The sequence below is a fragment of the Nocardia sp. NPDC004573 genome (assembly GCF_053602135.1).
Genome location: NZ_JBSGDA010000009.1, coordinates 151,141 through 174,538 on the forward strand (window position 1 = coordinate 151,141; position 23,398 = coordinate 174,538).

Annotated in this window: 20 protein-coding genes; 14 read left to right on the forward strand and 6 right to left on the reverse strand. The window is 69.9% G+C overall.

Going from position 1 to position 23,398, the window contains the following annotated elements:
- Positions 1 to 40 precede the first annotated feature (40 nt).
- Positions 41 to 1,246: a DUF7373 family lipoprotein gene (locus ACWEKR_RS16945; protein WP_452355233.1), complete on the reverse strand. Its 1,206-nt coding sequence runs from the start codon at positions 1,244 to 1,246 to the stop codon at positions 41 to 43.
- A gap of 142 nt (positions 1,247 to 1,388) precedes the next feature.
- Here ACWEKR_RS16945 and ACWEKR_RS16950 point away from each other — a divergent pair, with 142 nt between their 5' ends.
- Positions 1,389 to 2,735, forward strand: coding sequence for an FHA domain-containing protein (locus ACWEKR_RS16950; RefSeq protein ID WP_452355234.1), 1,347 nt, complete (start codon positions 1,389 to 1,391; stop codon positions 2,733 to 2,735).
- Positions 2,736 to 2,744: 9 nt separating this feature from the next.
- Here the strand turns inward: ACWEKR_RS16950 and ACWEKR_RS16955 are convergent, their stop codons facing one another.
- A complete protein-coding gene (locus ACWEKR_RS16955; protein ID WP_452355235.1) occupies positions 2,745 to 4,190 on the reverse strand; it encodes a metallopeptidase in 1,446 nt (481 codons plus the stop codon).
- Between the two features lie 107 nt (positions 4,191 to 4,297).
- On the opposite strand from ACWEKR_RS16955, the gene ACWEKR_RS16960 reads away from it, so the two are divergent.
- From ACWEKR_RS16960 to glmM, 5 genes are all read left to right on the forward strand, one after another.
- Complete coding sequence (locus tag ACWEKR_RS16960) at positions 4,298 to 6,796, forward strand: FHA domain-containing protein (protein WP_452355236.1); 2,499 nt, start codon at positions 4,298 to 4,300, stop codon at positions 6,794 to 6,796.
- Positions 6,797 to 6,887: 91 nt separating this feature from the next.
- Entirely contained in the window at positions 6,888 to 8,582 is a 1,695-nt protein-coding gene (locus ACWEKR_RS16965; RefSeq protein ID WP_452355237.1) for a hypothetical protein, read from the forward strand.
- Between the two features lie 174 nt (positions 8,583 to 8,756).
- Entirely contained in the window at positions 8,757 to 9,200 is a 444-nt protein-coding gene (gene rplM / locus ACWEKR_RS16970) for a 50S ribosomal protein L13 (protein ID WP_040864934.1), read from the forward strand.
- A complete protein-coding gene (rpsI, locus tag ACWEKR_RS16975; protein ID WP_159839607.1) occupies positions 9,197 to 9,706 on the forward strand; it encodes a 30S ribosomal protein S9 in 510 nt (169 codons plus the stop codon). Before rplM ends, rpsI begins: the two co-directional genes overlap by 4 nt.
- Before the next feature lie 215 nt (positions 9,707 to 9,921).
- Positions 9,922 to 11,298, forward strand: coding sequence for a phosphoglucosamine mutase (glmM, locus tag ACWEKR_RS16980; RefSeq protein ID WP_452355238.1), 1,377 nt, complete (start codon positions 9,922 to 9,924; stop codon positions 11,296 to 11,298).
- A gap of 74 nt (positions 11,299 to 11,372) precedes the next feature.
- Here glmM and ACWEKR_RS16985 read toward each other — a convergent pair whose 3' ends face one another.
- On the reverse strand, positions 11,373 to 13,028 hold the full coding sequence (locus ACWEKR_RS16985; RefSeq protein ID WP_452355239.1) for an ABC-F family ATP-binding cassette domain-containing protein: 1,656 nt from the start codon (positions 13,026 to 13,028) through the stop codon (positions 11,373 to 11,375).
- A gap of 147 nt (positions 13,029 to 13,175) precedes the next feature.
- Between ACWEKR_RS16985 and ACWEKR_RS16990 the strand changes: the two genes are divergently transcribed.
- The 5 genes from ACWEKR_RS16990 to ACWEKR_RS17010 all read left to right on the forward strand — a co-directional run bounded on the left by ACWEKR_RS16990 (position 13,176) and on the right by ACWEKR_RS17010 (position 16,457).
- Positions 13,176 to 13,367: a PspC domain-containing protein gene (locus ACWEKR_RS16990; protein WP_039795694.1), complete on the forward strand. Its 192-nt coding sequence runs from the start codon at positions 13,176 to 13,178 to the stop codon at positions 13,365 to 13,367.
- A gap of 96 nt (positions 13,368 to 13,463) precedes the next feature.
- The gene (locus ACWEKR_RS16995; protein WP_159839602.1) at positions 13,464 to 13,772 is read left to right on the forward strand and encodes a DUF6802 family protein; all 309 of its coding nucleotides are present in this window, start codon (positions 13,464 to 13,466) and stop codon (positions 13,770 to 13,772) included.
- 126 nt (positions 13,773 to 13,898) lie between these two features.
- Positions 13,899 to 14,210, forward strand: coding sequence for a hypothetical protein (locus ACWEKR_RS17000; protein WP_452355240.1), 312 nt, complete (start codon positions 13,899 to 13,901; stop codon positions 14,208 to 14,210).
- A gap of 58 nt (positions 14,211 to 14,268) precedes the next feature.
- Positions 14,269 to 16,059 carry a hypothetical protein gene (locus ACWEKR_RS17005; RefSeq protein ID WP_452355241.1) on the forward strand — a complete coding sequence of 597 codons (1,791 nt, stop codon included), beginning with the start codon at positions 14,269 to 14,271 and terminating at the stop codon, positions 16,057 to 16,059.
- A gap of 47 nt (positions 16,060 to 16,106) precedes the next feature.
- Positions 16,107 to 16,457, forward strand: a complete 351-nt coding sequence (locus ACWEKR_RS17010; RefSeq protein WP_195084627.1) for a hypothetical protein — start codon at positions 16,107 to 16,109, stop codon at positions 16,455 to 16,457.
- Between the two features lie 29 nt (positions 16,458 to 16,486).
- Here the strand turns inward: ACWEKR_RS17010 and ACWEKR_RS17015 are convergent, their stop codons facing one another.
- Positions 16,487 to 17,344 (reverse strand): poly(ethylene terephthalate) hydrolase family protein, encoded by an 858-nt coding sequence (locus ACWEKR_RS17015; protein ID WP_452355242.1) that lies wholly within the window; start codon positions 17,342 to 17,344, stop codon positions 16,487 to 16,489.
- A 36-nt stretch (positions 17,345 to 17,380) separates the two neighbouring features.
- On the opposite strand from ACWEKR_RS17015, the gene glmS reads away from it, so the two are divergent.
- Positions 17,381 to 19,258: a glutamine--fructose-6-phosphate transaminase (isomerizing) gene (gene glmS, locus ACWEKR_RS17020; protein ID WP_452355243.1), complete on the forward strand. Its 1,878-nt coding sequence runs from the start codon at positions 17,381 to 17,383 to the stop codon at positions 19,256 to 19,258.
- A 59-nt stretch (positions 19,259 to 19,317) separates the two neighbouring features.
- Here the strand turns inward: glmS and ACWEKR_RS17025 are convergent, their stop codons facing one another.
- Complete coding sequence (locus ACWEKR_RS17025; protein WP_452355244.1) at positions 19,318 to 20,505, reverse strand: MFS transporter; 1,188 nt, start codon at positions 20,503 to 20,505, stop codon at positions 19,318 to 19,320.
- Positions 20,506 to 20,640: 135 nt separating this feature from the next.
- On the opposite strand from ACWEKR_RS17025, the gene ACWEKR_RS17030 reads away from it, so the two are divergent.
- On the forward strand, positions 20,641 to 21,132 hold the full coding sequence (locus ACWEKR_RS17030; protein ID WP_195084628.1) for a MarR family winged helix-turn-helix transcriptional regulator: 492 nt from the start codon (positions 20,641 to 20,643) through the stop codon (positions 21,130 to 21,132).
- 29 nt (positions 21,133 to 21,161) lie between these two features.
- Here ACWEKR_RS17030 and ACWEKR_RS17035 read toward each other — a convergent pair whose 3' ends face one another.
- Complete coding sequence (locus tag ACWEKR_RS17035; RefSeq protein WP_452355245.1) at positions 21,162 to 21,587, reverse strand: cupredoxin domain-containing protein; 426 nt, start codon at positions 21,585 to 21,587, stop codon at positions 21,162 to 21,164.
- 42 nt (positions 21,588 to 21,629) lie between these two features.
- On the opposite strand from ACWEKR_RS17035, the gene ACWEKR_RS17040 reads away from it, so the two are divergent.
- Positions 21,630 to 23,075, forward strand: a complete 1,446-nt coding sequence (locus ACWEKR_RS17040) for an NAD(P)H-hydrate dehydratase (protein WP_452355246.1) — start codon at positions 21,630 to 21,632, stop codon at positions 23,073 to 23,075.
- Positions 23,076 to 23,398 lie beyond the last annotated feature (323 nt).

The window sequence follows — 23,398 nt, forward strand, 5'->3', positions numbered from 1 at the left end:
CCCGGGCTCGCGCAAGCGCCGGGGTCAACCGTCGCTGGTCTCAGAAACTGTTCGCCAGCAGCGCGTACTCCGCGGCGACCTTCTGTCGCACGTCGGGTTCCTTATCACTGGTGACGACTCCGACGTATCTCTTGTACGCGACGTAGCACCGGTACTTGTACTCCCGATCCGGGTCGCCTTTGCTGTTGAGCTGCAGGCACTTGGCGCCGGGGACGTCTTTGGGCGCGCCCAGCGAGTCGTAATGCGCGCCTTCGCTCTCCAACAGGCCGGTGACCAGCTTCTGCGCCGCCGCCGCGTCGCGGGTGCGAGCGACGTAGCTGTCGTCCAGCAGGCCGATGTGGTCCACGCCGGTCTCCTCGACCAGGCGCAGGTGCACGGATTCGTCGTCGGCGCGGTGCACGGTGTGGTAGCCGCCGTAGACGGCGAAGGTCGCCGGGTCGGGCGCGCGGTTCTTGCGGTCGGCGACCGCGACGCGGGCGAGCAGATCATCCGGGTCGGTCTGCAGGGTGTCGAGCTTCTCCACCGGTGTCGGGGTGAACTTGTCCAGCTGCGCGACCTGGGCGGCCAGCGTCTTGTCGACCCACTTCACCAGGTCGTCGCCGTCCGCCTCGGGGCGCTGGATGAACAAGGAGATGACGAATTCCTTGTGCGCCAGGAAGGCGCCGACGGTGGGAACCCCCGGCCGCCAGTGGATGTAGGCGTCGGGATACTTCGTCGAGGACAGTTTCCGGTTGTCCGGCGAGACGGCGATGTCGACGTCCTCGAGTTCGCGCGCGGCGAGCTCAGCGGTGGCCTCGTCGGGAAAGCGGAACACGGCGTTGGTGACCGCGGTGGCTTCCGGCGCCGGATTGGTTTGCCCGGCGGGGTCGGGACGGTCGGCGCCGCTGGCGGCGTATCCCACGACCAGCTTGCGGTTGTCGAAGACCGGCCTGGACACCTTGGCCACGAAGTCGAGCGCCTGCTCGGCGTCGGCGACGACGGTGCTGCCGCGCCCGACTTTCAGCACGGGGTCGATGCGCACGGTGGGGACCACCGCGTCCGACATCCGCATGCCTTCCAGCAGCGCGCCTTTGCCCGCGGAATCCTGCTTGTACTCGTGCTTGTCGGTGGGATAGGTGCCGACTTCCAGCGCGCGCACATCGATCTCGCCCGCCGTCGGCGTTCCCTGCACGCCGGCGCAACCGGCCAGCATCCCTGCCAATGCCAGGCAAGACGCCGTGAGCGCGATGCGTTGCGTCCGAACCATCTCAGGCCCCTCGTTCCTCCCGTTGCTGACACTGAAGTTACCCGACGGACGCCGGGGAGGGGGACCGATGCCGTTCGTCTTGCAATACCCTTGTCGGTGTGGCGACGACCTTGCACTGCATCTCCGGTGGAGGCCGATACCGGTGAAGGATCGGCAGGTCGAGGTCGTCGTAGGCAGCCACGCCGTGGCCGCGGTCGCGGGCGCGGTCGTCGTCGTCGCGCACCGCAAGACCGGCAGGCCGACCCCGGACTCGCCCGCCGCCGCCGCCCTCGAATCGCTGGCCGAACTGGTGCGCGACGCGACCGACCGCGAGCCGGGCGGCCCCGGCGCCCTGGTGGCGCGGGAGGCGACGCGCTGGCTGATGAAACATGCCGAGCGGATCAGCCCCGGCGAACCGATCGACTTCGGCATCCTCTCCGCCGCCGAGAACGGGGGCGTGGCGATCTTCCTGCACGGTGCGGTCACCGCCGTGCTCGCCGGTGACGGCGGGATCGAGCGATACCGTGGCAGCGACGCGGCTTTCACCGTGGATCGGGTCGCGGCCGTGCCCGCGCGGGCGGCGGCGTTGTTCGTCGACGACGCGAAAGGCCGCATTCCCGATCTGCCACCCGAGCGCGGCATCGGCAGGCTGGTCGAGGGCGTCGCCCAGGCGGGTGGCGCGATCGTGTGGTCGGAAGGCGCCCACACGAGTGCGCCGGCGAACGACGGGGAGCCCCGTGCCGTGGGCGCGCATCGCCGCTCGGAGACGCCGCCGCCGACGGCGCGCGTCGAGCCCGACCCGCCCACCGAGTCGGTGCGCCGGGAGCGGCCCGCGCCGCAACCGCAGCCCGTGGCCGGGCGGCCGCGGTACCCGACCGCGCCGTCGACCGCCATGCTCGACGCCGAGGCCGAGCAGACGCCGATCGACCCGCACCATGCGCCCACTCAGCTGGGCGGCACCAATCCCGCTCCGCGTCCCGACCCGGACGTGCAGCGCAGGCTGGAGGCGACTGCCAAAGCGACCGCGCTGACCGTCAAGGTGATGGGGTTCAAATGCGCGCGAGCGCATCCGAGCGATCCGAGGGCGGCGTTCTGCACCGTCTGCGGTATGCCGGTCGACCAGACCCAGGCGCTGATCGAAGTGGTCCGCCCGCCGCTGGGCATGCTGATCCTCGACGACGGCATGACCTACATGCTCGCCGCGGACGCGGTGATCGGGCGCGATCCGGAGCGTTCGCCCGCCGCGGAGAGCGGACTCGTCCCGCTGCGCGTCGACGATGCCTCCGGCGGCATGTCCCGCGCCCACGCCGAAATCCGGCTGGTCAACTGGGATGTGACGGTGGTCGACTGCGGTTCGACCAACGGCACCCGCACGCGTCTGCCTGGCTATCGGGACTGGGTGCGCTTGGCGCCGCGGCAATCCATGGTGCTCCTGCCCGGCACCGAGATCATGCTGGGCAACCGCGTCCTGCGCTTCGAACTGGCCGCCCCGCCGCCGTTCGGCCGCTGAATACCCGCATCACGAATAGCGGGCGGCGCAGACACTCTCGCCGTTCAGTACTCCGGCGCGAAACGCCTCGACCCGGGAGAAACCGCTGGGCACGGTCTTGCCTTGGGCGTCGCTCGCCGCCAAGCCGTCGGTGAGCAGGCCCGAGACCGCCTCGTCGAGATCGCCCGCGGCGAGTTTGATATCGCCCTCGCTGACCGGCCGCCCGGATTCGGCGAGCTTGCCGGTGACCACGCCGGACAGACAGGCCGCGCGCAGCCCGGTCTTGGCGCCCACCAGGCTCTCGCCGCGGTTCTGCTGGACGGCCAGGGTGTAGCGGGAGATGAACACGACGTAGCCGTTGTAGTCGCCGGTCACCTTGACCGGCAACGGGTCGTCGGCGCCGGAGCTGGACATACCTCGCTCCGCGAGTGCGGGAATGTCCGTGGCGATAGTGTTCTTCACGGGGCAATACGACACCGGTTCGGTGACCACGCCGTCGCGGCATTCGATCTTCGCCCGGGAGTAGTCGTAGGTCGGCTCGTCGTCGACCGGCAGAATCGCTCGGAGGGCCTTGGTGAGTTCGATCAGGGTTTCCTTCGTGATCGGGTACTCGCCGCGTCCGGTGTCGTCGCTGAAACTCTGCGGCAGATTGGCGCGGCGCTGGTCGATCTCGTCTTGATCGATGCCCTTGCATCCCTTGGGACCGTCGGTGAAACCGATCTGCACCGCGGTGACCCGTTCGAACGCGGAGCCGTGCACGCTCTCCGGGTCGTCGGGATCGGAGTCACGGATCGCGACGGTGGCCGCGAGCACCGTGTTGAGTCCGTCGGATGTGTTGATCGTGAAGTGCCTGGCCTTGCCCTCGGCCACGTGGCGCATGAACGCGCCCGCGAAGCAATCCGCCTGTTGTTCCTTGACGATCACCGGGGTTTTCGGAGCGACGATCTTGGCCATCGTCTGCACCGCGTGCCCGTACTCGTGCGCGAGCACCATCACCACGGACATCTTCCCGAAGGTCTCCTCCATGGTGGGAAGCAGCACCGACCGATCCCAGCCGATGGAATTGTCCAACCGGCAGTAGGCGGCGTTCACCAAGCGGTAGGTGGTCTCCTTGCAGAACTCCACCGACTCCGGGCGCCCGGCTTTCGCGCTCCAGGACAGCAGCTTCTCGACCGGCTTGAACTCGCCCTGGAACTCCTTGCCGAACTCGCCGCGCCAGTAGGTCTGGATGTCGTCGACGGCGTTGAGCGCCAGCGTGTCCACGGCGCCGCCGTCGCCGTTGGTCGCGGTCAGCGTGCTGTCCGGGACGCCGGTGCGCGGACCGCTCGGACCGCTGGTGGTGGGCAGTCCGGCGACCTTGAACGGATCGTCGTAGACGGAGACGGCCCGGCCGTCGACCACTCGGATGCAGCCCCCGGCCAACACCAGAATGCTGAGCAACGCCGCAACCAGCGCGCTCGCTCGGACTCTCGGCAAGGCTCCCCCTCGTCGGCCGGTACAGCGTTCACATCGGTGGCCGGATCGGGGCATATGGCGCATCGGGGGCACCGCCGATGTCCGGGTGATGGAATAGTATCCGCTGCATGTCTTCACCGGGGGCGCAGACCATCACCGTGCGCCATGATGGAAACGAACGAGTATTCGATTCGAGCCAGCAGGTCACGATGGGCCGCGCGCCGGAGGTGACGCTGTTCGTCGACAGCCCGCTCGTTTCGCGTGTGCACGCGACGCTGGCCTGGCAGGGCAGCGCCTGGGTGTTGACCGACAACAGAAGCACCAACGGGGTGTTCGTGGACGCGCGCAGGCTGACCCAGCCGGTGTCGATCGACCGTCCCACGCAGGTCCGGCTGGGTGACGCGATCAGCGGCCCGCTGTTGCACCTGCTGCCGGCGAACCCGCAGCCACCGCAACGGCCTTCCCTGCGCCCGCCGCAACCGGCTCCCCAACCGGTCCCGCAGCCCGGTCCGCCGCCGCACGCGGTCCACCGGCCCGCGCAGCAGTTCCAGCGGCCGACCTACCCGCCGCCGCAGGACGCGCCCGCGCCCGCGCTGAACGTCAACATGACGACCAGGGCGGACACCTCGAACATGCCGCCGGTGCGGGCCAGGCCGAGCACGGCGCCCATCGCCCGCGGCGACCGGATTCCGCAGACCGGCCTGAGCATCGGTCGCACCACCGACAACCAGATCGTCGTCAACGATCCGCTGGCCTCCCGCAAACATGCCCGCCTGCTCTCCTCCGCCGAAGGCCTGACCATCGAGGACCTCGGCTCGGCGAACGGCACGTTCGTCAACGGGCACCGTCAGCAACGGGCGGTGCTGCGCGAGCGGGACATCATCACCATCGGCAACGTCGACTTCGTCGTGCAGCAGGGCGCGCTGGTGCACCGGCAGAAGCCGGTCGCCGAGCAAGGTCTGGCGGTGCACGGCGTCGGCTTCACCGTCGAGGGCAACAAGCAGCTGCTCGTCGACGTGAACATGTCGGCCAGCCGCGGGACGCTCACCGCGCTGATCGGTCCCTCCGGCGCGGGCAAGTCGACGCTGTCGCGCCTGATCGCGGGCACCACCCGGCCTTCGGGCGGCGTGGTCACCTTCGAGGGGCGCAATCTGCATGCCGAGTACGAGGCGCTGCGCTCCCGCATCGGCATGGTGCCCCAGGACGACGTGCTGCACCGCCAGCTCACGGTGCGCCAGGCGCTCGGATTCGCCGCCGAGCTGCGGCTGCCGAGAGACAACAGCAAGCAGGACCGGCAGAAGGTCATCGACGGTGTGCTGCAGGAGCTTTCGCTCACCGAGCACGCCGACACCAGAGTCGACCGGCTGTCCGGCGGTCAGCGCAAGCGCGCCTCGGTGGCGATGGAACTGCTGACCGGTCCCTCGCTGCTCATCTTGGACGAACCGACCTCGGGCCTGGACCCGGCACTGGACCGGCAGGTCATGGTGATGCTGCGGGAACTGGCCGACGCGGGCCGCGTGGTGATCGTGGTGACCCACTCGGTGGCGCACCTGGACATGTGCGATCAGGTGCTGCTGCTCGCCCCCGGCGGCAAGACCGCTTACTGCGGCAACCCGGCCGGTGTCGGCGCTGCGCTTGGTACCAGCGATTGGGCGGAGATCTTCGCCAACGTCGCGGCCAACCCGGATCAGGCGTTCGCCGCCTATCGCTCCCGGCAGGCGTTCGCGCCGCCACCCCCGCCGCCCGTCCAGCCGTACGGGTCCGCGGGCAGTCCGCCGCAATCCAGTCGCGGCAAACAGTTCTCGACGCTGGCGCGCAGACAGGTCCGGCTGATCCTGGCCGATCGCGGTTATCTGACATTCCTGGTGCTCCTGCCGTTCATCCTCGGCGGGCTCTCGCTGGTGGTGCCGGGGAAGAACGGTTTCCAGCGCGGCGCGCTGAAAGCGCTACCGGATGGCACATTCGTGCCCGAGGGCGGCAGTGAGACACAGCAGTTGCTTGTGGTGCTGATTCTGGGCGCCTGTTTCATGGGCTCCACGCTCACGGTGCGCGATCTGGTCGGTGAACGGACGATCTTCCACCGCGAACGCGCGGTGGGGCTGCTGCCCTCGGCGTACCTGCTGGCGAAGATCGCCGTCTTCAGTTTCACCGCGCTGCTGCAGTCGGCGGTCCTGGTGGGCATCGTGCTCGCGGGCAAGAAGCGCCCGGGCGAAGGAGCGGTGCTGGCTTCCGGCAGCGCGGAGTTGTACATCGATATCGCGCTGACCGCGATCTGCTGCGTAGTCCTCGGCCTGCTGTTGTCGTCGCTGGCGAAGTCGAACGAGCAGGTGATGCCGCTGCTGGTGGTGGCCATCATGTGCCAGCTGGTGATGGCGGGCGGCCTGATCCCGGTCACCGGCCGGGTGGTGCTGGAGCAGGTGTCCTGGCTGTTCCCGGCCCGGTGGGGGTACGCGGCCGGTGCGTCGACGGTGAACATTCGCGAACTGTTCCTCAACGCGCAGCCCGACACGCTCTGGCAGCAGAAGCCGGAGATCTGGGCGCTGGACATCGGCGCGTTGTTGCTGATCACCTCGGTGCTGGCGATCCTCACTTGGCGCCGGTTGCGTCTGAAGAAGTCGGCCGCGTGACGCCGTCGGCGCGAATCATGGGCACCCCGCGGCGCGGCGGCGGCGCCGGACGGGTGACGACGAGCATCTCGGCCGCGAACCGGGCACACTTATGCCTGTGACGGTGCGAGTAGGGGCAGTGCATCTCGGCTGGGATGTGGTGTCCGTGGCAGCCGGTGGCGGTGGCGTTCCCATCCGGCCGGTACAGGTGGAGGGGATGTGGACGCCGCCGGCCTATCTGCTGGCGGATTCGTCGGGCCGGCTGCACACGGCGGGCGTGGAACGCAACCGGCCGGATCTCGGGATGGCGATCGCCGACGTGCGCGACATCCTGGGACATCCGCAGATCGTGGTCGCGGGCGCGACATGGCCCGCCGAACTGGTCTTCCGCGCGCGCATGTACAACCCGCTCGCCGAGATCGGCAAGCACTTGCGCGGCAAGCCGGACCTGGTGGCGTTGCCCTTCCCGGACAACTGGCCGGACGAGAAGGTCGAGATCTACGCGGCGATGGTGGAGCAGCTCGACGTCGTGGTGGAGCCGCTGCCGGAGAGCGTGGCGTTGTCCGGTTACGTCCGCGCGCTCGGGCTGGTGCACCCGCCGGACCGGGCCAGGCCGCAGGGCCTCGGCGCGACGGGGGTGTACTCCGACGGCCGCGGCATGCTGGTGGTCGCGGTGCACGGCGACGACGAGCAGCCCACCGAGTCGGTGGACGTCCCGGTGGACGCGGAGGCCATGCGGGATGCCCGGTCGGCCGACGACGTCGTGATCGAGGTCATGGCGGCCGCCCGTTCGATCGGCGCGGACACCTCGACGGTCCTGTTGTCGGGCAACGTGCGCTTCAACGACGCGTTGCGCCTGGCCTTCCAGAATCATTTGGGACATCGCCTCCGAGTGGCCGACCATCCGATGCACGCGCTCGTGCTGGGCGCGGCGCACCTGCTGGTGAGCGACACGGAGGCGGGTGAGCCGGAGCAGGCGGGCAGGTACGCCGAATCCGTGCCCGCTCCGCAGCGCCCGGCGGACGCCCGCCCGCAGGCCGAGTACGCGCCGCAGCCGCCGGCGCCGCCGCAGGCAGCGCCGCAACCGGCGGACGCGGGGCCGCGCAGGCCGGAGCATCCGTCGGCGCGTCCGGTGCCCGGCGTCCAGTACGGGCCGGGCTACCCCACGCGGCCCGACGAGGAGACGACCCGGATCGGGCGCGACGAAGCGCCGCGCGGTCTCCCGCCGAACCTCGCCGAACTGGGCAGCCGCTTCACCCGGCCGCCGAGCGCACCCGAGGATCAGGCTGGTCCGCCGTCCGGGCCGCCCGGTGGACCGGTGCCGCCGCTCGGTCCGCGGCCGCCCTACCCGGGCGCGGCGCAACAGCAGTCCTACCCCGGCCAACCACGCCAGGACGCCTGGCAGGACCAGGGCGCGGAGTCCGAAGACGAGGAGCGGCACCGCAAAGGCAAGCTCTGGAACAAGATGAAGGGCAATTTGTTCGGCGCCAATACCGTCGTCGGGGCGATGGCGCTGGCCGTGGTCGCGCTGCCGTCCGGGAATCACCAGGTGCAGACGGCGCAGCCGGTGATGCTCGACGCGGGATCGGTCGTCTCCGAACAGGCGGGCGAGGCCGAGCCGGTCGCGTGCCCGACTGCTCCCTACGCGATCACGCGGCCCAAACCAGGCGTCACCACCGCACGCGGCGACCAGCGGGAAGCGCAGGAAAGCTCCGCGGAGTGCGGGCGGCCGGACGCCGACACCCTGCGCTACCTGGTCCCCGGACCGCCCGGCGCGATCGACTTCGGACCCCCGATCGAGATCTGACACGATTTCTTCCCGCGATACCCCACTGGTATCGTGGCTCGTCGGCGTGTGGAACGCCCGGTCGAACCCTGTGGATCGCCCGGACGTCCACCGAGGCCCGGGTCTCCACCGGCCGCCGGGAACACCTCGACCGCACGCCTGGCCGGCAACACCGACGACAGACAGGGAAGCACTGTGCCTACGTACAGCCCCAAGGCGGGTGACGTGACCCGTAAGTGGTACGTCATCGACGCCACTGACGTAGTGCTCGGCCGTCTCGCCGTCCAGGCAGCGAATCTGCTGCGTGGCAAGACGAAGCCGACCTACGCCCCGCACGTCGATGGTGGCGATTTCGTCATCATCATCAATGCCGACAAGGTCGCCATCAGCGGCAACAAGCGGCAGGACAAGCTGATCCACCACCACTCCGGGCACCCGGGCGGCCTCAAGTCGCGGACCGTCGGTCAGGTGTTGGAGACCCGTCCCGACCGGCTCGTGGAGAAGGCCGTCAAGGGCATGATCCCGAAGAACAAGCTCGGCAACGCGATCGCGGGCAAGCTGAAGGTGTACGCGGGCCCGACGCACCCGCACGCCGCCCAGCAGCCCATTCCGTTCGAGATCAAGCAGGTGGCCCAGTGACCGCTCCCGAGGAATTCAACGAGGACTACGTCGAGGAATTCGACGCTGCCGAGGCTGTCGAGGACGGTGCGGGCTACGAGGACTCCGAGGTCTCGGCGTCCTACACCCCCGTCGTGATCGATCGCCCGGTGCAGACCGTCGGCCGCCGCAAGGAGGCCGTCGTGCGCGTTCGCCTGCTGCCCGGCTCCGGCAACTTCGTGCTCAACGGCCGCACCATCGAGGACTACTTCCCGAACAAGGTGCACCAGCAGCTGGTCAAGTCGCCGCTGGTCACCGTAGAGCGCACCGAGTCCTTCGACGTGCACGCCCGCCTGGTCGGCGGCGGCCCGTCCGGCCAGGCAGGCGCCCTGCGGCTGGCCATCGCCCGCGCGTTGATCGAAGTCACCCCGGAGGATCGTCCCGCCCTCAAGCGGGCCGGCTTCCTGACCCGTGACCCGCGCGCCACCGAGCGCAAGAAGTACGGTCTGAAGAAGGCGCGTAAGGCGCCGCAGTACTCGAAGCGCTGACATCGGCAACGTCGACCTTTCGCGTCCGGCATCCTCGCGGTGCCGGACGCGGTACGGTCGACGCGGCAGCTGTACGAGAGCAGGCTCCCAGCGAACAGCTGGTCGCCTGCTCTCGCGCTGTATGAAGACAGGGCGTTCGCGGGGCCTTCGTGGTGCACGGGCCGGTGCCTCCCGGGCCGACGCCCACGCCACAGATCACCAATGAGGGGCGAGGTATGGGACGGTTGTTCGGCACCGACGGAGTCCGCGGGCTTGCCAACGAGTCGCTGAGTCCGGAGCTGGCGCTGCGCGTGTCCGGTGCGGCCGCGCAGATCCTGAGCCGGGGCAAGAAGCGTGCGCTCGCGGTGGTCGGCCGCGATCCGCGTGCCAGCGGGGAGATGCTCGAGGCCGCCGTGACCGCGGGGCTGACCGCGGCGGGCGTGGATGTGCTGTCGGTGGGGGTGCTGCCGACGCCTGCGGTCGCCTACCTAACCGGTTTGTACGACGCGTGTCTCGGCGTGATGATCTCCGCCTCACACAACCCGATGCCCGATAACGGGATCAAGATCTTCGCCGCGGGCGGGCACAAACTCGACGACGCGATCGAGGACCGGATCGAGGCGCTGGTGGCCGCCCAGGCGCCGTTCCGCCCGACCGGCGCGGGCATCGGACGGGTACGCAGCGCGGCGGGCGCGCGCGATCAAGGGCTCACCGTCCCGGATCAGTACAGTCTCGCGGGCACCCACGAACGCTATGTGGAACACCTGGTCGAGGCGACCGGCCAGGACTTGTCCGGGCTGACCGTCGTGGTCGACTGCGCGCACGGCGCCGCCGCCGAGGTGGGGCCCGCCGCCTACCGCGAGGCGGGGGCCACGGTGATCGCGATCAACGCAGAGCCCGACGGGCTGAACATCAACGACGGCTGCGGCTCGACCCATCTGGACCAGGTGCGGGCCGCGGTGCTGGAGCACGGCGCCGATCTCGGTCTCGCGCACGACGGCGACGCCGACCGCTGCCTGGCCGTCGACGCCTACGGCAATGTGGTGGACGGCGACGCGATCCTCGCGATCCTCGCCCTCGCCATGCACGAGGCGGGCGAGCTGGCCGCAGACACCTTGGTCGCCACCGTGATGAGCAATCTCGGCCTGCACATCGCCATGCGCGCGGCGGGAATCACTCTGCGCACCACGGCCGTCGGCGACCGCTACGTGCTCGAGGAATTGCGGCGCGGCGGCTACACCCTCGGCGGCGAGCAGTCGGGGCACGTGGTGTTCCCGCGATACGGCACCACCGGCGACGGCATCCTCACCGGCTTGCGCCTGATGGCGCGGATGGCGCAATCCCGGCGCACCCTGGCCGATCTGGCCGCCGTGCTGCAAACCGTGCCGCAGATCCTGGTGAACGTGCCGGTCAGCGACAAATCCGTGGTCGCGCGCGCCCCCGAGATCCGCGACGCGGTGCTGGAGGCGGAGCGAGCGCTCGGTGACTCGGGGCGAGTGCTGCTGCGGCCCAGCGGCACCGAAGAACTGGTGCGGGTGATGGTGGAAGCCACCGACCCGGCCCAGGCACGCCAGTTGGCGGACGACCTGGCCAAGCGGGTCGCGGCTGTGTAGTTCGGCCGCGCCTTCGGCGCGGCGTGTTCGCGGCCCCGTTATGGCTCGCGTTTGCGCGGGTAGCGCGGTCGTGGTCAATGGGTTTCGGTGAGTACCCCCGCGTTCATGTGCCAACGCCGGGTCGCGTGGACCGTGTCGAGCATGCGGCGGTCGTGGGTGACGAGGATCAGTGTGCCGGTGAAGGATTCGACGGCCTGCTCCAGCTGTTCGATGGCGGGAAGGTCCAGGTGGTTGGTCGGCTCGTCCAGCACGAGCAGGTTCACCCCGCGGGCCTGGAGCAGGGCGAGCGCGGCGCGGGTGCGTTCGCCGGGGGAGAGGGTGTCGCACGGGCGCAGCACGTGCGGGCCACGCAGGCCGAATTTCGCCAGCAGAGTGCGCGTCTCCGCCTCCGGCCACTCCGGGAGTTCGGCGCCGATGGTGTCGGCCAGCGCGGCAGGACCGCGGAACAGCCCGCGAGCCTGGTCCACTTCGCCGATCCGGACGCCGGAGCCCAGGCTCGCGGTTCCGCTGTCGGGCCGCAGTTTCGCCAGTAACAGCGCCAGTAGCGTGGACTTGCCCGAGCCGTTCGCCCCGGTGAGCACGATGCGGTCCGCCCAGTCCACCTGGGTGGTGATCGGGCCCAGCGTGAAGTCACCCCGGGTGACCCGCGCCTGGGACAGTGTCGCCACCACCGAGCCGCTGCGCGGGGCCGCGGCGATGCTCATGCGCAGCTCCCATTCCTTGCGTGGCTCCTCCACCACCTCGAGTCGTTCGATGCGGCGCTGGGTCTGCCTGGCCTTGGCCGCCTGCTTCTCGGTGGATTCGGCGCGCATCTTGCGGCCCGCCTTGTCCGAGTCCAGCTTCCTGGGATCACGCGCTTTGCGGCGTGCGTTGCGGACGCCGTGCTCGAGCCAGTTGCGCTGCATCTGGGCGCGGGCCTCCAAGCCCGCTTTCGTGTCGGCGTACTCCTCGTAGGCTTCCCGGGCGTGCCTGCGGGCGATCTCGCGCTCCATCAGGTAGGACTCGTAACCGCCGTCGTACCACCCGACCTGCTGCTGAGCGAGATCCAGTTCCACGATGCGATTCACGGTGCGCGCCAGGAATTCCCGGTCGTGGCTGATCACCATCAGCGGCACCCGCACGCCGGCGACGAATTGCTCCAGCCGGGCCAGCCCGTCCAGATCCAGGTCGTTGGTCGGCTCGTCCAGCAGCAGGATGTCGAAGCGCGACAGCAGGACCGAGGCCAGCCCGGCGCGGGCGGCCTGACCACCGGACAAACCGGTCATCGGGGTGTCCAGGCCACTCGGCAGACTGTCGGCGAGGCCCAGATCGGCGGCGACCTCGTGGGCGCGCTGGTCCAGGTCCGCGCCGCCGAGGGCGAGCCAGCGTTCCAGCGCGGGGGAGTATTCGTCCGGCCCGCCTTCGGCGAGGCGCTCGGCCGCGGTGTCCATCGCTCGCTGCGCCTCGGTGACACCGGTCCGGCGTCCGAGGAATTCGAAGACGGTCTCGCCGCGCACCCGCTGCGCCTCCTGGGCGAGATAGCCGACCGTCGCATCCGGGGGACTGAGCGTGATGCTGCCCGTGGGCGAGTGCCGGTCGGCGAGCATGCGCAGCAGGGTCGACTTGCCCGCGCCGTTCACGCCGACCAGGCCGATCACGTCGCCCGGCGCGAGGGTCAGGTCGAGGTCGGCGAACAGGATGCGCTCACCGTGAGCGGCCGACAGGCCGCGGGCATGCAGAGTGGTGCTCACCAGCACGAGTCTGCCGTGCTCGGGGTTGCACCCTGAGGTCGCCCCCGGGAGAAATCAGGGTCGGGATCGGTCGCCGGGCCGATGGCGAGGCCCATGGTGGCGGGCAGAGTGGAACTCGTAGCGATCACCGCACGAGAGGGAAGACCAATGACCGCCCCCACCCGCCGTTTCACCCGCTCCACCCACGACAAGTGGATCGCAGGCGTCTGCGGTGGCATCGCCGAGTACCTCGGCTGGAACGCCAACGTCGTCCGGCTGCTGTTCGTGGTGTCGTGCCTGCTGCCCGGTCCGCAGTTCGTCATCTACCTGGTGCTGTGGCTGCTGATGCCGAAGAAGTGAACTCGGGGGCTGCGTGGAGCCCGCGCGGGTGTCAGGATGGAACGATGCCGCTGCTGCGGCACCGCGCCACCGCACGAGTCCTGCTGAGGAGGAGTCATGATCACCTCGAGCGAATTCCCCGGTCTGGATATACCCGGCATCGACGCGTCCTCGTCCCTCGGCGGACTGGGTGCGATCGAACTGCAGCACCCGACCCAGGACATCGACGGCGACGGCACCCTGGACACCATCACCACCACGGGCGACGAGGCGATGCAGGTCTGGACCGACTACGACCACGACGGCTTCGCCGACCACGTCACCGTGGTGGAGAAGGACGGCGACTACGCCGCATGGGAATTCCACCGCCACCCCGACGGCACCTCCGAATGGGTCCGCACCGACCGAGGTCGCATCGGCAGTTGACCGTCTCCGCGCGAGTGGAATTCGGGGGAACCGAGTGTCGGCGTGTTGCGTCGAAGGAAGTACGGCGGCAATCGGCGCGAACGAGTTTCGCGCCGCGCGATGACACTGTGAAGAGGGAGGGGAAACGTGGGCGGATCGGAAATGGTCGGCGTCCGCACGGGGGAATTGGGTGCGCTGGGCAGCGACTATCGAAGATCGGCGGACGCGGTCCGCGATCAGGCGAAGCGAGTGGCCGACCATGTGTTCGGCAGCGGCGGCGAGGCGGGCCGGAACTACGGGCCGCAGGGCATCGCGGTGCATCAAGGGCTGGAGCGGATCGGCGCGTGGCTGCGGAATTGGAGTGACGCCACCACCGCCACCGCCGACGCGCTGGGAGCAGCCGTGGTGGTCTACGCCGAGACCGACCGGCAGCGCGCGTCCGAGACGAACAAGTCATGAGACCGCCGAACGACCTGTGCTCGCACCGGCGGCGTCACACCTTCGAGGAGTCGGGATCATGACTCTTTCCTGGCACGGCAAGGCGATCGACGCCCTCTTGGACGAGGGCAGCGCCGGACTGCAGTACTGGATCGAGTTCATGCCGCTGTACGAGGCGGCGTTCGGCGGCAACGGAGGCCGGGGTGACCTCGGCACGCTGCTGGCGAGGTACGACGAGCAGCGGGGCACCCGGCTGGAGAAGCTCGAGCAGGCGGGCGAGGCACTGAAAGTCGCTCTCGCCGAAGTGGATCGGCAATGGGACGCGCAGCAGGGCTACACCCGTCGGCTGCCCGAATTGTGGCAGGGCGCGGCGGCCGTCGCCGCGCTCGACATGCTCGGCAAACAGTCGGTCCTCGCCGACGAGGACCGGCAGCATGCCAGGGCGGCCATGACCGTGATCGCCGATCTGGCGAATGCGCTGCGCTCGGCGGTGGCCGCGAAGGCGTTCGCCACCCGGGAATTGCTGGAGGGTCCGGTGGGCGGCGGCAAGGCGGTGAAGATCGACGGAAAGACTCCGGACGAGGTGAAGGTCATCGTCGACGTGCACAAGGCGCGGGAATGGATCAGCGCGGAACAGGTGCGCGAACTCGGCCGCATATTTCCCGCGCTGGCCGTGCCAGAAGCCAAGATCAACAAAAGTGTGCTCGGTTTCCTCAACTCCGACAGCAAGAATTTGCTCACCGGCGCGTACGGCGACCGGGTGCGCAGCGTCACCGAAGAGTGGCTGACCAAGACCTTCAAGCCGGACTTCGATCGCAAGCTGGCGTCCTACGTCGACGTCTGTTCCGAGGTCGATCGATTGTTCAAGGATCAGTACAAGAACCTCACGGACGCATTGGCGCAACTGTCCGAACAGGCCTATCCGTGCCCGGAAGGCCCGTCGCAGACGCAGCCGGGTACACCGTCCGGCCCGGACAAGCCCCAGCAAACGAGTCTGCCTGGCACACCCGCGGCCACGGTCCCGGCGAGCACCGTGCCCGTATCGACCACACCGGCGACACCGGGCACGTTGGGGCCGGAGACGCCGACCACTCCCAGCGCCCCGGCCACGCCGAGCGCCCCGGCCACGCCGAGCGCCCCGACGACGCCGAGCGCCCCGACCACCCCAGCGCCCAGGATGCCCGGGCTGGACGGGTTGGCCGCGCTCACCCAGGCGGCACAGGAATTCGCGCCGCTGGCAACGGGTCTCGGTCGAGCGGTGGAGCAGGGCGTGTCCGCGCTGAGCGGCATCATCACAAGCGGAGTCGATGACGCGATCGAAAAGCTCATGCAGAGTATTGATCCGCAGACCGCCCAAGCCGACGATCAGAACAACGAAGAGCGAGCCGCAGAGCCGCACGCCGCGGCGGAATTCGACCTCGGCGGGAAGCATGTCGAGTTCGAGATGGGCCCGGACGGCCGGCTGAAACTGCTTCTCTCCGATGCCACGGGCGCGCGGCAGGAGTTCACCGTCGAGCTGAACGAACAGGGGATACCGGTCATCTCGATGGAGCCGAGAACCGATGACGCACAGCCATCGCCGCCTGCGCCGGCACCGGAGGCGCAGCAGAACGAGGAGCCTCCCGCGAAGGAATCTCAGGAGGAACAACAATCGCCTGGTCCGGCCCCGCAATCCGACGCCGGCGACGGTAGCTCCGGCCTGCCGGGCGGGACCCTGCCGGGCGCCCGTCGTGAGGAAGACGGCGAGCACTACCCGAAGCCGTTGCCGGACCGACGCGAGCCGGACCCCGACGCCCCGGTGGACGGCGGCGCGGAACTCGCCGAAGCAGGCCCGTTGGACGCGGATTTCGCCGAGGCGGGGCCGTTGTGAGCCCGGCGGCGATGAGTCCGCACACCGAATGAACAAGGAGGCGCAGCATGGTCGACTACGCCGAGGAAGCGAGGCAACTCGCCGCCGAGAACCAGCGCCGCATGTCGCTGCTCCTCGACGAGATCCAGGCGATCAACGAACAGACCGCGGCGACCGGCCGGGCGTTCGCCGACCGCCTGACCGCCGACATGGACGAGTTCTGGGCGACGCACGCTGAGAACCTCGACAGGGCCGCCGCCGAGGCGGAGGAGCAGCGACGGCTGCAGGAGGAAGCACAAGAGCAACATGCGGCCATCGCGCGGTCGATGGCCGCACGTCGGGCGAATCGAACGGTGGCACCGGTCGACGAGGAGGACGAGGAGGCCGCTTTCTATCGACGCAAGAGCTGGCTGATCTGACCGGCACTCCGGAATGTCGCGGGGCAGGGCTATCGCCGCAGCAGTGCGGCGAGCTGTCCGACCTTCAGCTTCGGTGGCTCCTTCTCCTGTGGGGCTTCCGGGTCGACGACCGCGGTGTGTGGGATGACCTCGTCGGGATCGGCGAAGGCACGGTAGGTCTTGTCGCCCGCCAGCGTGGCGAGCAGGTAACCGGCCAGCAGGGCGCGGGTGGTGCGCGTGGTCTTCGCTTCGTGCTTTCCCGCGCCCACGGCGGCGAGCACGCGACGGCCTTCGATGATGCCGTTGTGCGAGGCCTTGTCGATGGCGCGCAGGATCGCGGGACCGCCCCACGCGGTGGCCAGCGGGACGGCATTGGAGCTGACCGAGGTGATGTCGGTCGCACCGGCCAGGATCAATGCCGGAATGTCCAGCTCGGGCGCGATGCCTTCGGCGTCGGGTGCCGTCGGCGCGGGGAACAGCGCCGCGACGGTGGCGACGTCGCGGCGGCTCGCCGCGATGACGGCGGCGCCCGCGCCCATGCCGTGCCCGGCCAGGGCCAGGCGCTCCGGATGCACACTGATCTCGCCGTCGCCGAGCCGCACGCCGGTGCAGATGTCGAGCGTGGTGAGCAGATCGGCGGCCAGTCCCAGATGTGACGGGATCGGCCCGCGCTCGGTATCGGGCGCGGCCGCCACGATTCCCCACGAAGCGAGGTGTTCCAGCAGCGTGCGGTAGTGGCCGGCCCCGGTCAGCCAGCCGTGTCCGAACGCGACGGCAGGCAGATTCCGCCCCTTCTCGGGCGTGAACACCACCCCCGGCTGGCCGGCGATGGCCAGGTTGCCTCGCAACACGCGGTGCGGGCCCCGGCTGGTCAGGGTGCTCAATAGCGATTTCACAGACGCCGACACGACGTGAACGTTATCCGATAAGTAGTGTGGTGAGCCATGTGCGGAATCGTGGGGTACGTCGGGTACCGAGACGCGCTCGGCGTCGTCGTTGACGCGTTGCGCCGCATGGAATATCGCGGCTACGACTCCGCGGGCGTGGCGATCCTGGACGGCGCGGGCACGCTGGCGGTGGAACGCAAGGCTGGTCGCCTGGCCAATCTGGAGGCCCAGCTCACCGAAACCGGGATCGATCGCTTCGTGGGCACCACGGGCATCGGACACACCCGCTGGGCTACGCACGGCGCGCCGACCGACCGCAACGCGCACCCGCATCGGGACGACAGCGGCAAGGTCGCCGTGGTGCACAACGGCATCATCGAGAACTTCGCTCCGCTGCGGCGCGAACTGGAGGACGCCGGGGTCGAGTTGCGCAGCGACACCGATACCGAGGTCGCCGTGCACTTGGTGGCCCGCGCGTACGCCCAGGGCCCGACCGCCGGTGACTTCGCGGCCAGCGCGCTGTCCGTCCTGCGCCGCCTGGAGGGCGCGTTCACGCTGGTCTTCACGCACGCCGACCACCCGGACATGATCGTGGCCGCGCGCCGTTCCACACCGCTGGTGGTGGGCGTTGGCAAGGGTGAGATGTTCATCGCCTCGGACGTCACGGCGTTCATCGAGCACACCCGCGAGGCGGTCGAGCTCGGCCAGGACCAGGCCGTCGTGATCACGCTGGACAGCTACCGGGTCACCGACTTCGCCGGCGAGGAGGCGAGTTCGCGCCCCTTCACGATCGACTGGGACCTGGCCGCCGCCGAGAAGGGCGGCCACGACTACTTCATGCTCAAGGAGATCGAGGAGCAGCCCGCCGCGGTCGCGGACACCTTGATGGGGCATTTCAGCACCGACCGCGACGGCGCGGGCCGGATCGTGCTGGACGAGCAACGTCTCGCCGACCAGGAGCTGCGCGATTTCGACAAGGTGTTCGTCGTCGCGTGCGGTAGCGCCTACCACTCGGGTCTGCTGGCGAAGTACGCCATCGAGCACTGGACGCGGCTGCCCGTCGAGGTCGAGCTGGCCAGCGAGTTCCGCTACCGCGACCCGGTGCTGGACCGTTCGACGCTGGTGGTGGCGATCTCCCAGTCCGGCGAGACCGCCGACACGCTGGAGGCGGTGCGCCACGCCAAGGAGCAGAAGGCGCGCGTCCTCGCGATCTGCAACACGAACGGCGCGCAGATTCCGCGCGAGTCCGACGCGGTGCTCTACACCAGGGCCGGGCCGGAGATCGGCGTCGCCTCCACCAAGGCGTTCCTGGCCCAGGTGACCGCGAACTACCTGGTCGGGCTCGCTTTGGCGCAGGCGCGCGGCACCAAGTACCCGGACGAGGTGGCTCGCGAGTTCGCCGAGCTCGAGGCGATGCCGAAGCTGGTGGAGCGCGTGCTGGAGACCGCGCCACAGGTGCGGACCATCGCGCGCGAGCTGGCCCAGGTGCCGACGGTGTTGTTCCTGGGACGGCATGTCGGCTATCCGGTGGCGCTGGAGGGCGCGCTCAAGCTCAAGGAGCTGGCCTACATGCACGCGGAGGGATTCGCGGCGGGCGAGCTCAAGCACGGGCCGATCGCGTTGATCGAGGACGGTCTACCGGTGATCGTGGTGATGCCGTCGCCGAAGGGGCGCGCGGTGCTGCACTCGAAGCTGCTGAGCAATATCCGGGAGATCCAGGCCCGCGGCGCGCGCACCATCGTGATCGCGGAGGAAGGCGACGACACGGTGCGTCCGTTCGCCGACGACCTCATCGAGATTCCCAGCGCGCCGACGCTGTTCCAGCCGCTGTTGTCGACGATCCCGCTGCAGATCTTCGCCGCCGAGGTGGCGCAGGCCCGCGGCTACGACGTCGACAAGCCCCGCAACCTGGCCAAATCCGTCACCGTGGAATAGCACGGCGGCCGCGCACCCACGGGTGCGCGGCCGCTGTTCCACTCGGGGCCACCGGTGGTCTACGCGTGCACGGCGGCCAAGGGCTCGTCCGGGACGACGGGCGTCGCGCGACGCTCGAGGCGGCCCGACAGCACCGCGAGCAGCAGCGCCACCAGGACCAAGCCGACGCCGACCCAGTTCGGTGAGGTATAGCCGAAGCCGGCGGCGATCACCACCCCGCCGAGCCAGGCCGACACGGCGTTGCCGAGGTTGAACGCGCCGATATTGACCGCGGAGGCCAGGGTGGGCGCGCCCGCCGCTTGATCGAGGACGCGCTTCTGCAGCGGCGGGACGGTCGCGAACCCCAGCGCGCCGATCAACACCACCGTGCCGGCGGCGGCGACTTTGTCGTGTGCGGTGACGGTGAACAGCGCGAGGACGAGCGCGAGCCCGCCGAGCGTGAGATACAGCATCGGCATCAGATGGTGGTCGGCGAACTTGCCGCCGATCAAGTTGCCCGCGAAGAAGCCGAGGCCGAACAGCACCAGCAGCCACGTGACCGAACTCTCCGCGTAGCCGGTGACCTCGGTCATCATGGGCGCCAGATAGGTGATCGCGGCGAACACGCCGCCGAAGCCGAGCACCGTCATCGCCATTGCCAGCAGCACCTGGGGGTTGCGGAACACCGCCAGTTCGGGGCGTAGCCCGGCGTTCGCCGCGACGGGCTGCCGTGGCACCAGCGCCGCGACGCCCACCAGACCGATCACCCCGATCAGCGCGACGAACAAGAAGGTCAGCCGCCAGCCGAAGTGCTGGCCGAGCAGCGTCCCCAGCGGTACGCCCACCACGGTGGCGACGGTGAGCCCGGTGAACATGATCGCGATCGCACCGGCGCGCCGGTGCGCGCTGACCAGGGTCCCGGCGACCACCGAGCCGATACCGAAGAAGGCGCCGTGGGCCAGCGACGCCACGATGCGCCCGGTGAGCATCAGTGCGAAGGTCGGCGCGACGGCGGACAGGACGTTGCCGGCGACGAGCAGCGTCAGCATGCCGAGGAGCATGCGTTTGCGCGAGACCCGGGTGCCGAGACCGGTCATCAGCGGCGCACCCGCCACGACACCGAGCGCGTAGCCGGTGACCAGCAGACCCGCGGTGGGGATGGTCACCGCGTAGGTGCCCGCGATGTCGGGCAGCAAGCCGACGACGACGAATTCCGTCGTGCCGATGGCGAATGCCCCGAGCGTCAGGGCGAGGAGTGCGAGGGGCACGGGAGCCTCCACAGTTATTTGCGTCAGATCCTTACAAGCGTCCACAATAATTGCAGACGCTCTTTAATTGCAAGCGCGGGCTATTGTTGACTCTGGCTATCCTGGAGGCACGAATCCCGACGCGAAGGAACGCCGATGACCGCGGACGCCGCACTGACCGGCCTCGCCGATGGCTGGTACGCACTCTCGCTGCTGCACGACCGGATCGAGGCGCACATCGAGCGGGCCCTGCAATCCGGGCACCAGCTGAGCGTTCGCGAGTACTCGCTGCTGGTGGTCCTCAGCCGCCAGCACGACGGGCCGGGCGGGCACCTACGGATGAACCAGGTCGCCGAGGCCGTGGTGCTGAGCCAGAGCGCCACCACCCGGCTGGTCTCCCGGCTGGAGGATCGCGGACTGCTTCAGCGTTACCTCTGCCCCGACGACCGTCGCGGCATCTACACCGACGTGACTCCGGCGGGCTTGGACCTGCTCGAGCAGGCCCGGCCCACGCACGATGCCGCACTCGCGGGCGCCCTCGGTCAAGCCGCCGCCAACTCGGAGCTCGCTCCGCTCGTGGCCGCGGTCGAAGCGCTCAACACCAGTTCCGCCCGCGGTGCCCGGCCCCGGGAGTACCGCCCGGTGTGATGCGTGGCAGTTTCGGCGCGTTATTTCCGCTATCGGACGGTGACCGTGCCGCGCATCTCCGGGTGCAAGGAGCAGAGATAGCGATAGGCGCCGGGTGTGGTGAAGGTGTAGCTCCACTCGCCTGTGTCGAAGATCGGGCTGTTGATGCCCATCGCCTTGTCGCCGATGCCCTGCACGGAGTGCGGGACCTTGTCGCCGAATTTCCAGGTGACCGTGTCGCCGACCTCGATGGTGACCTCGGCGGGCGAGAATTTCATGTCGTCCACGGCGACGGTGGCGGCGGTGGGCTTGCGCTCGCCGGTCTGCGGCGCGGTGGTGGTCGACCGGGCCGGCTTTCTCGTGGTGGTGGCGGCCGAATCGGCTTCGTCGCCGCCGCAGCCGGACAACAGCAGCGCGCCGGCCAGGGCGACTCCCGTGACGACGCGGACGGTCCTGGTGCGGCGGACGCTTGGCATGATGGCCAAGCGTAATAGGCCACACCGACGGAGGGAGCGGCGATGTCCACGCAGCGGGGCTATTTCACCGTAGACGAGGTGCGCGCGGCGGAGGCCGAGTTGTTCACCCGGGTGCCGGACGGTGTGCCCATGCGTCGTGCGGCGCACGGTTTGGCGACGGTGGTCGCGGGCGAACTGCGGGAGCGCACCGGCGGTGTCGCGGGACGGGCGGTGACACTTCTGGTCGGATCCGGCGACAACGGCGGTGACGCGCTCTGGGCGGGTGCGCAGTTGCGCCGCCGCGGTGTCGCGGTCACCGCGGTCTTGCTCGATCCGCGGCGAGCGCACGCCGAAGGACTCACGGCGCTGCGCAGGGCGGGTGGTCGAGTGGCGGACGATGTCGGCCATCCCGACCTGGTGATCGACGGTGTCGTCGGCATCTCCGGTCGCGGGCCGCTGCGGCCGCGCGCCGCGGAAATCGTTGCGGCGCTGGAAGCCCCGGTCGTCGCGGCCGACCTGCCCAGTGGCGTGGGACCGGACACCGGCGCGATCGAAGGCCCGGCCGTCCGCGCGGACGTCACGGTCGCCTTCGGCGCCTACAAACCAGTGCACGCCCTCGCCGCGGCGCAGTGCGGCCGGATCGAATTGGTTCCCATCGGCTTACGTCTTCCGGAAGCGGGTCTGGTCGCGCTCGAGCCGGCATCGATCGGCGCCGCATGGCCGATCCCCGGCCCGGCCGACGACAAATACACGCAGGGCGTGACGGGCGTATGTGCCGGTAGCGCAACTTATCCGGGCGCCGCCGTGCTGTGCGCGGGCGCCGCCGTGGCGGCCACATCGGGGATGGTGCGCTATGCCGGGACCGCGGCCGCCGAGGTGCTCGATCACTTTCCGGAAGTGATCGCCACGGAGGAACTCGCCGAGACCGGTCGCGTCCAGGCGTGGGTCTTCGGTCCCGGCGCGGGCACCGGCCCCGACTCCGGGGAGCGCTTGCGGGAGATTCTGGCCGCCGACCTTCCGGTGGTGATCGATGCGGACGGCCTGACGCTGCTGTCGGCGCAGCCGGAACTGGTGCGCGGGCGCGCGGCCCCGACCGTCCTGACTCCGCATGCGGGCGAGTTCGCCCGCCTCACCGGCCGAGAGGTCGGCTCCGACCGGGTGGCCGCGGTCCGCGACCTGGCCGAGGCCTGGCAGGTCACGGTGCTGCTGAAGGGCCGCGCCACGTTGGTCGCGACCCCCGGCCGTCCCGTGCTGGTCAACGAGGCGGGCGGTTCGTGGGCGGCGACGGCGGGCGCGGGCGACGTGCTCTCGGGCATCATCGGAACGCTGCTGGCGGCGGGCCGGGATCCGGGTTGGTCGGCCGCCGCGGCCGCGCGAGTGCACGCGCTGGCCGCGAACCTCGCCGCCCACGACGGCGCGCCCCAGGGAGCCCCCATCTCGGCGAGCGTCCTCGCCGCGCACGTCCGTCCCGCGATCGGCGTCCTGCGCGGCCTCGCCCACCCCTTCTGACCGGTTCGCACGCTGAGCCGAGGAACCGGGCGCCGAGCCCGAACGCGGCATCGGCACGCCCGATCCGAAGTACCGGATAACGCCTGCCCGCTCGTCTCGCCGAGGCGGTACGCGAGCCCGGAGCATGCGCCGACCAGCCGCGAAGCCCGCAACGGCAAGGTCGGCTGTCGAGCGGATGTGGGTCGTGTCGAAGTAGCCATGGCGCCGCGCTACGACCTCCATGCGGAGCCGACGGCACACCGGCCGGGACGGACGGGTCCCGTTGGCAGTGTCCGGCGCATTGTGCTGCGCGCTACCGGCGTCGGCGTGATCGGTGCTGGTCG

Coding starts and splice junctions, on each gene's coding strand:
- ACWEKR_RS16945 (WP_452355233.1), bottom strand. CDS start 1,246: ATGGTTCGGACGCAACGCATCGCGCTCACGGCGTCTTGCCTGGCATTG.
- ACWEKR_RS16960 (WP_452355236.1), top strand. CDS start 4,298: ATGTCTTCACCGGGGGCGCAGACCATCACCGTGCGCCATGATGGAAAC.
- ACWEKR_RS16965 (WP_452355237.1), top strand. CDS start 6,888: ATGCCTGTGACGGTGCGAGTAGGGGCAGTGCATCTCGGCTGGGATGTG.
- glmM (WP_452355238.1), top strand. CDS start 9,922: ATGGGACGGTTGTTCGGCACCGACGGAGTCCGCGGGCTTGCCAACGAG.
- ACWEKR_RS16990 (WP_039795694.1), top strand. CDS start 13,176: ATGACCGCCCCCACCCGCCGTTTCACCCGCTCCACCCACGACAAGTGG.
- ACWEKR_RS16995 (WP_159839602.1), top strand. CDS start 13,464: ATGATCACCTCGAGCGAATTCCCCGGTCTGGATATACCCGGCATCGAC.
- ACWEKR_RS17005 (WP_452355241.1), top strand. CDS start 14,269: ATGACTCTTTCCTGGCACGGCAAGGCGATCGACGCCCTCTTGGACGAG.
- ACWEKR_RS17010 (WP_195084627.1), top strand. CDS start 16,107: ATGGTCGACTACGCCGAGGAAGCGAGGCAACTCGCCGCCGAGAACCAG.
- glmS (WP_452355243.1), top strand. CDS start 17,381: ATGTGCGGAATCGTGGGGTACGTCGGGTACCGAGACGCGCTCGGCGTC.
- ACWEKR_RS17030 (WP_195084628.1), top strand. CDS start 20,641: ATGACCGCGGACGCCGCACTGACCGGCCTCGCCGATGGCTGGTACGCA.
- ACWEKR_RS17035 (WP_452355245.1), bottom strand. CDS start 21,587: ATGCCAAGCGTCCGCCGCACCAGGACCGTCCGCGTCGTCACGGGAGTC.
- ACWEKR_RS17040 (WP_452355246.1), top strand. CDS start 21,630: ATGTCCACGCAGCGGGGCTATTTCACCGTAGACGAGGTGCGCGCGGCG.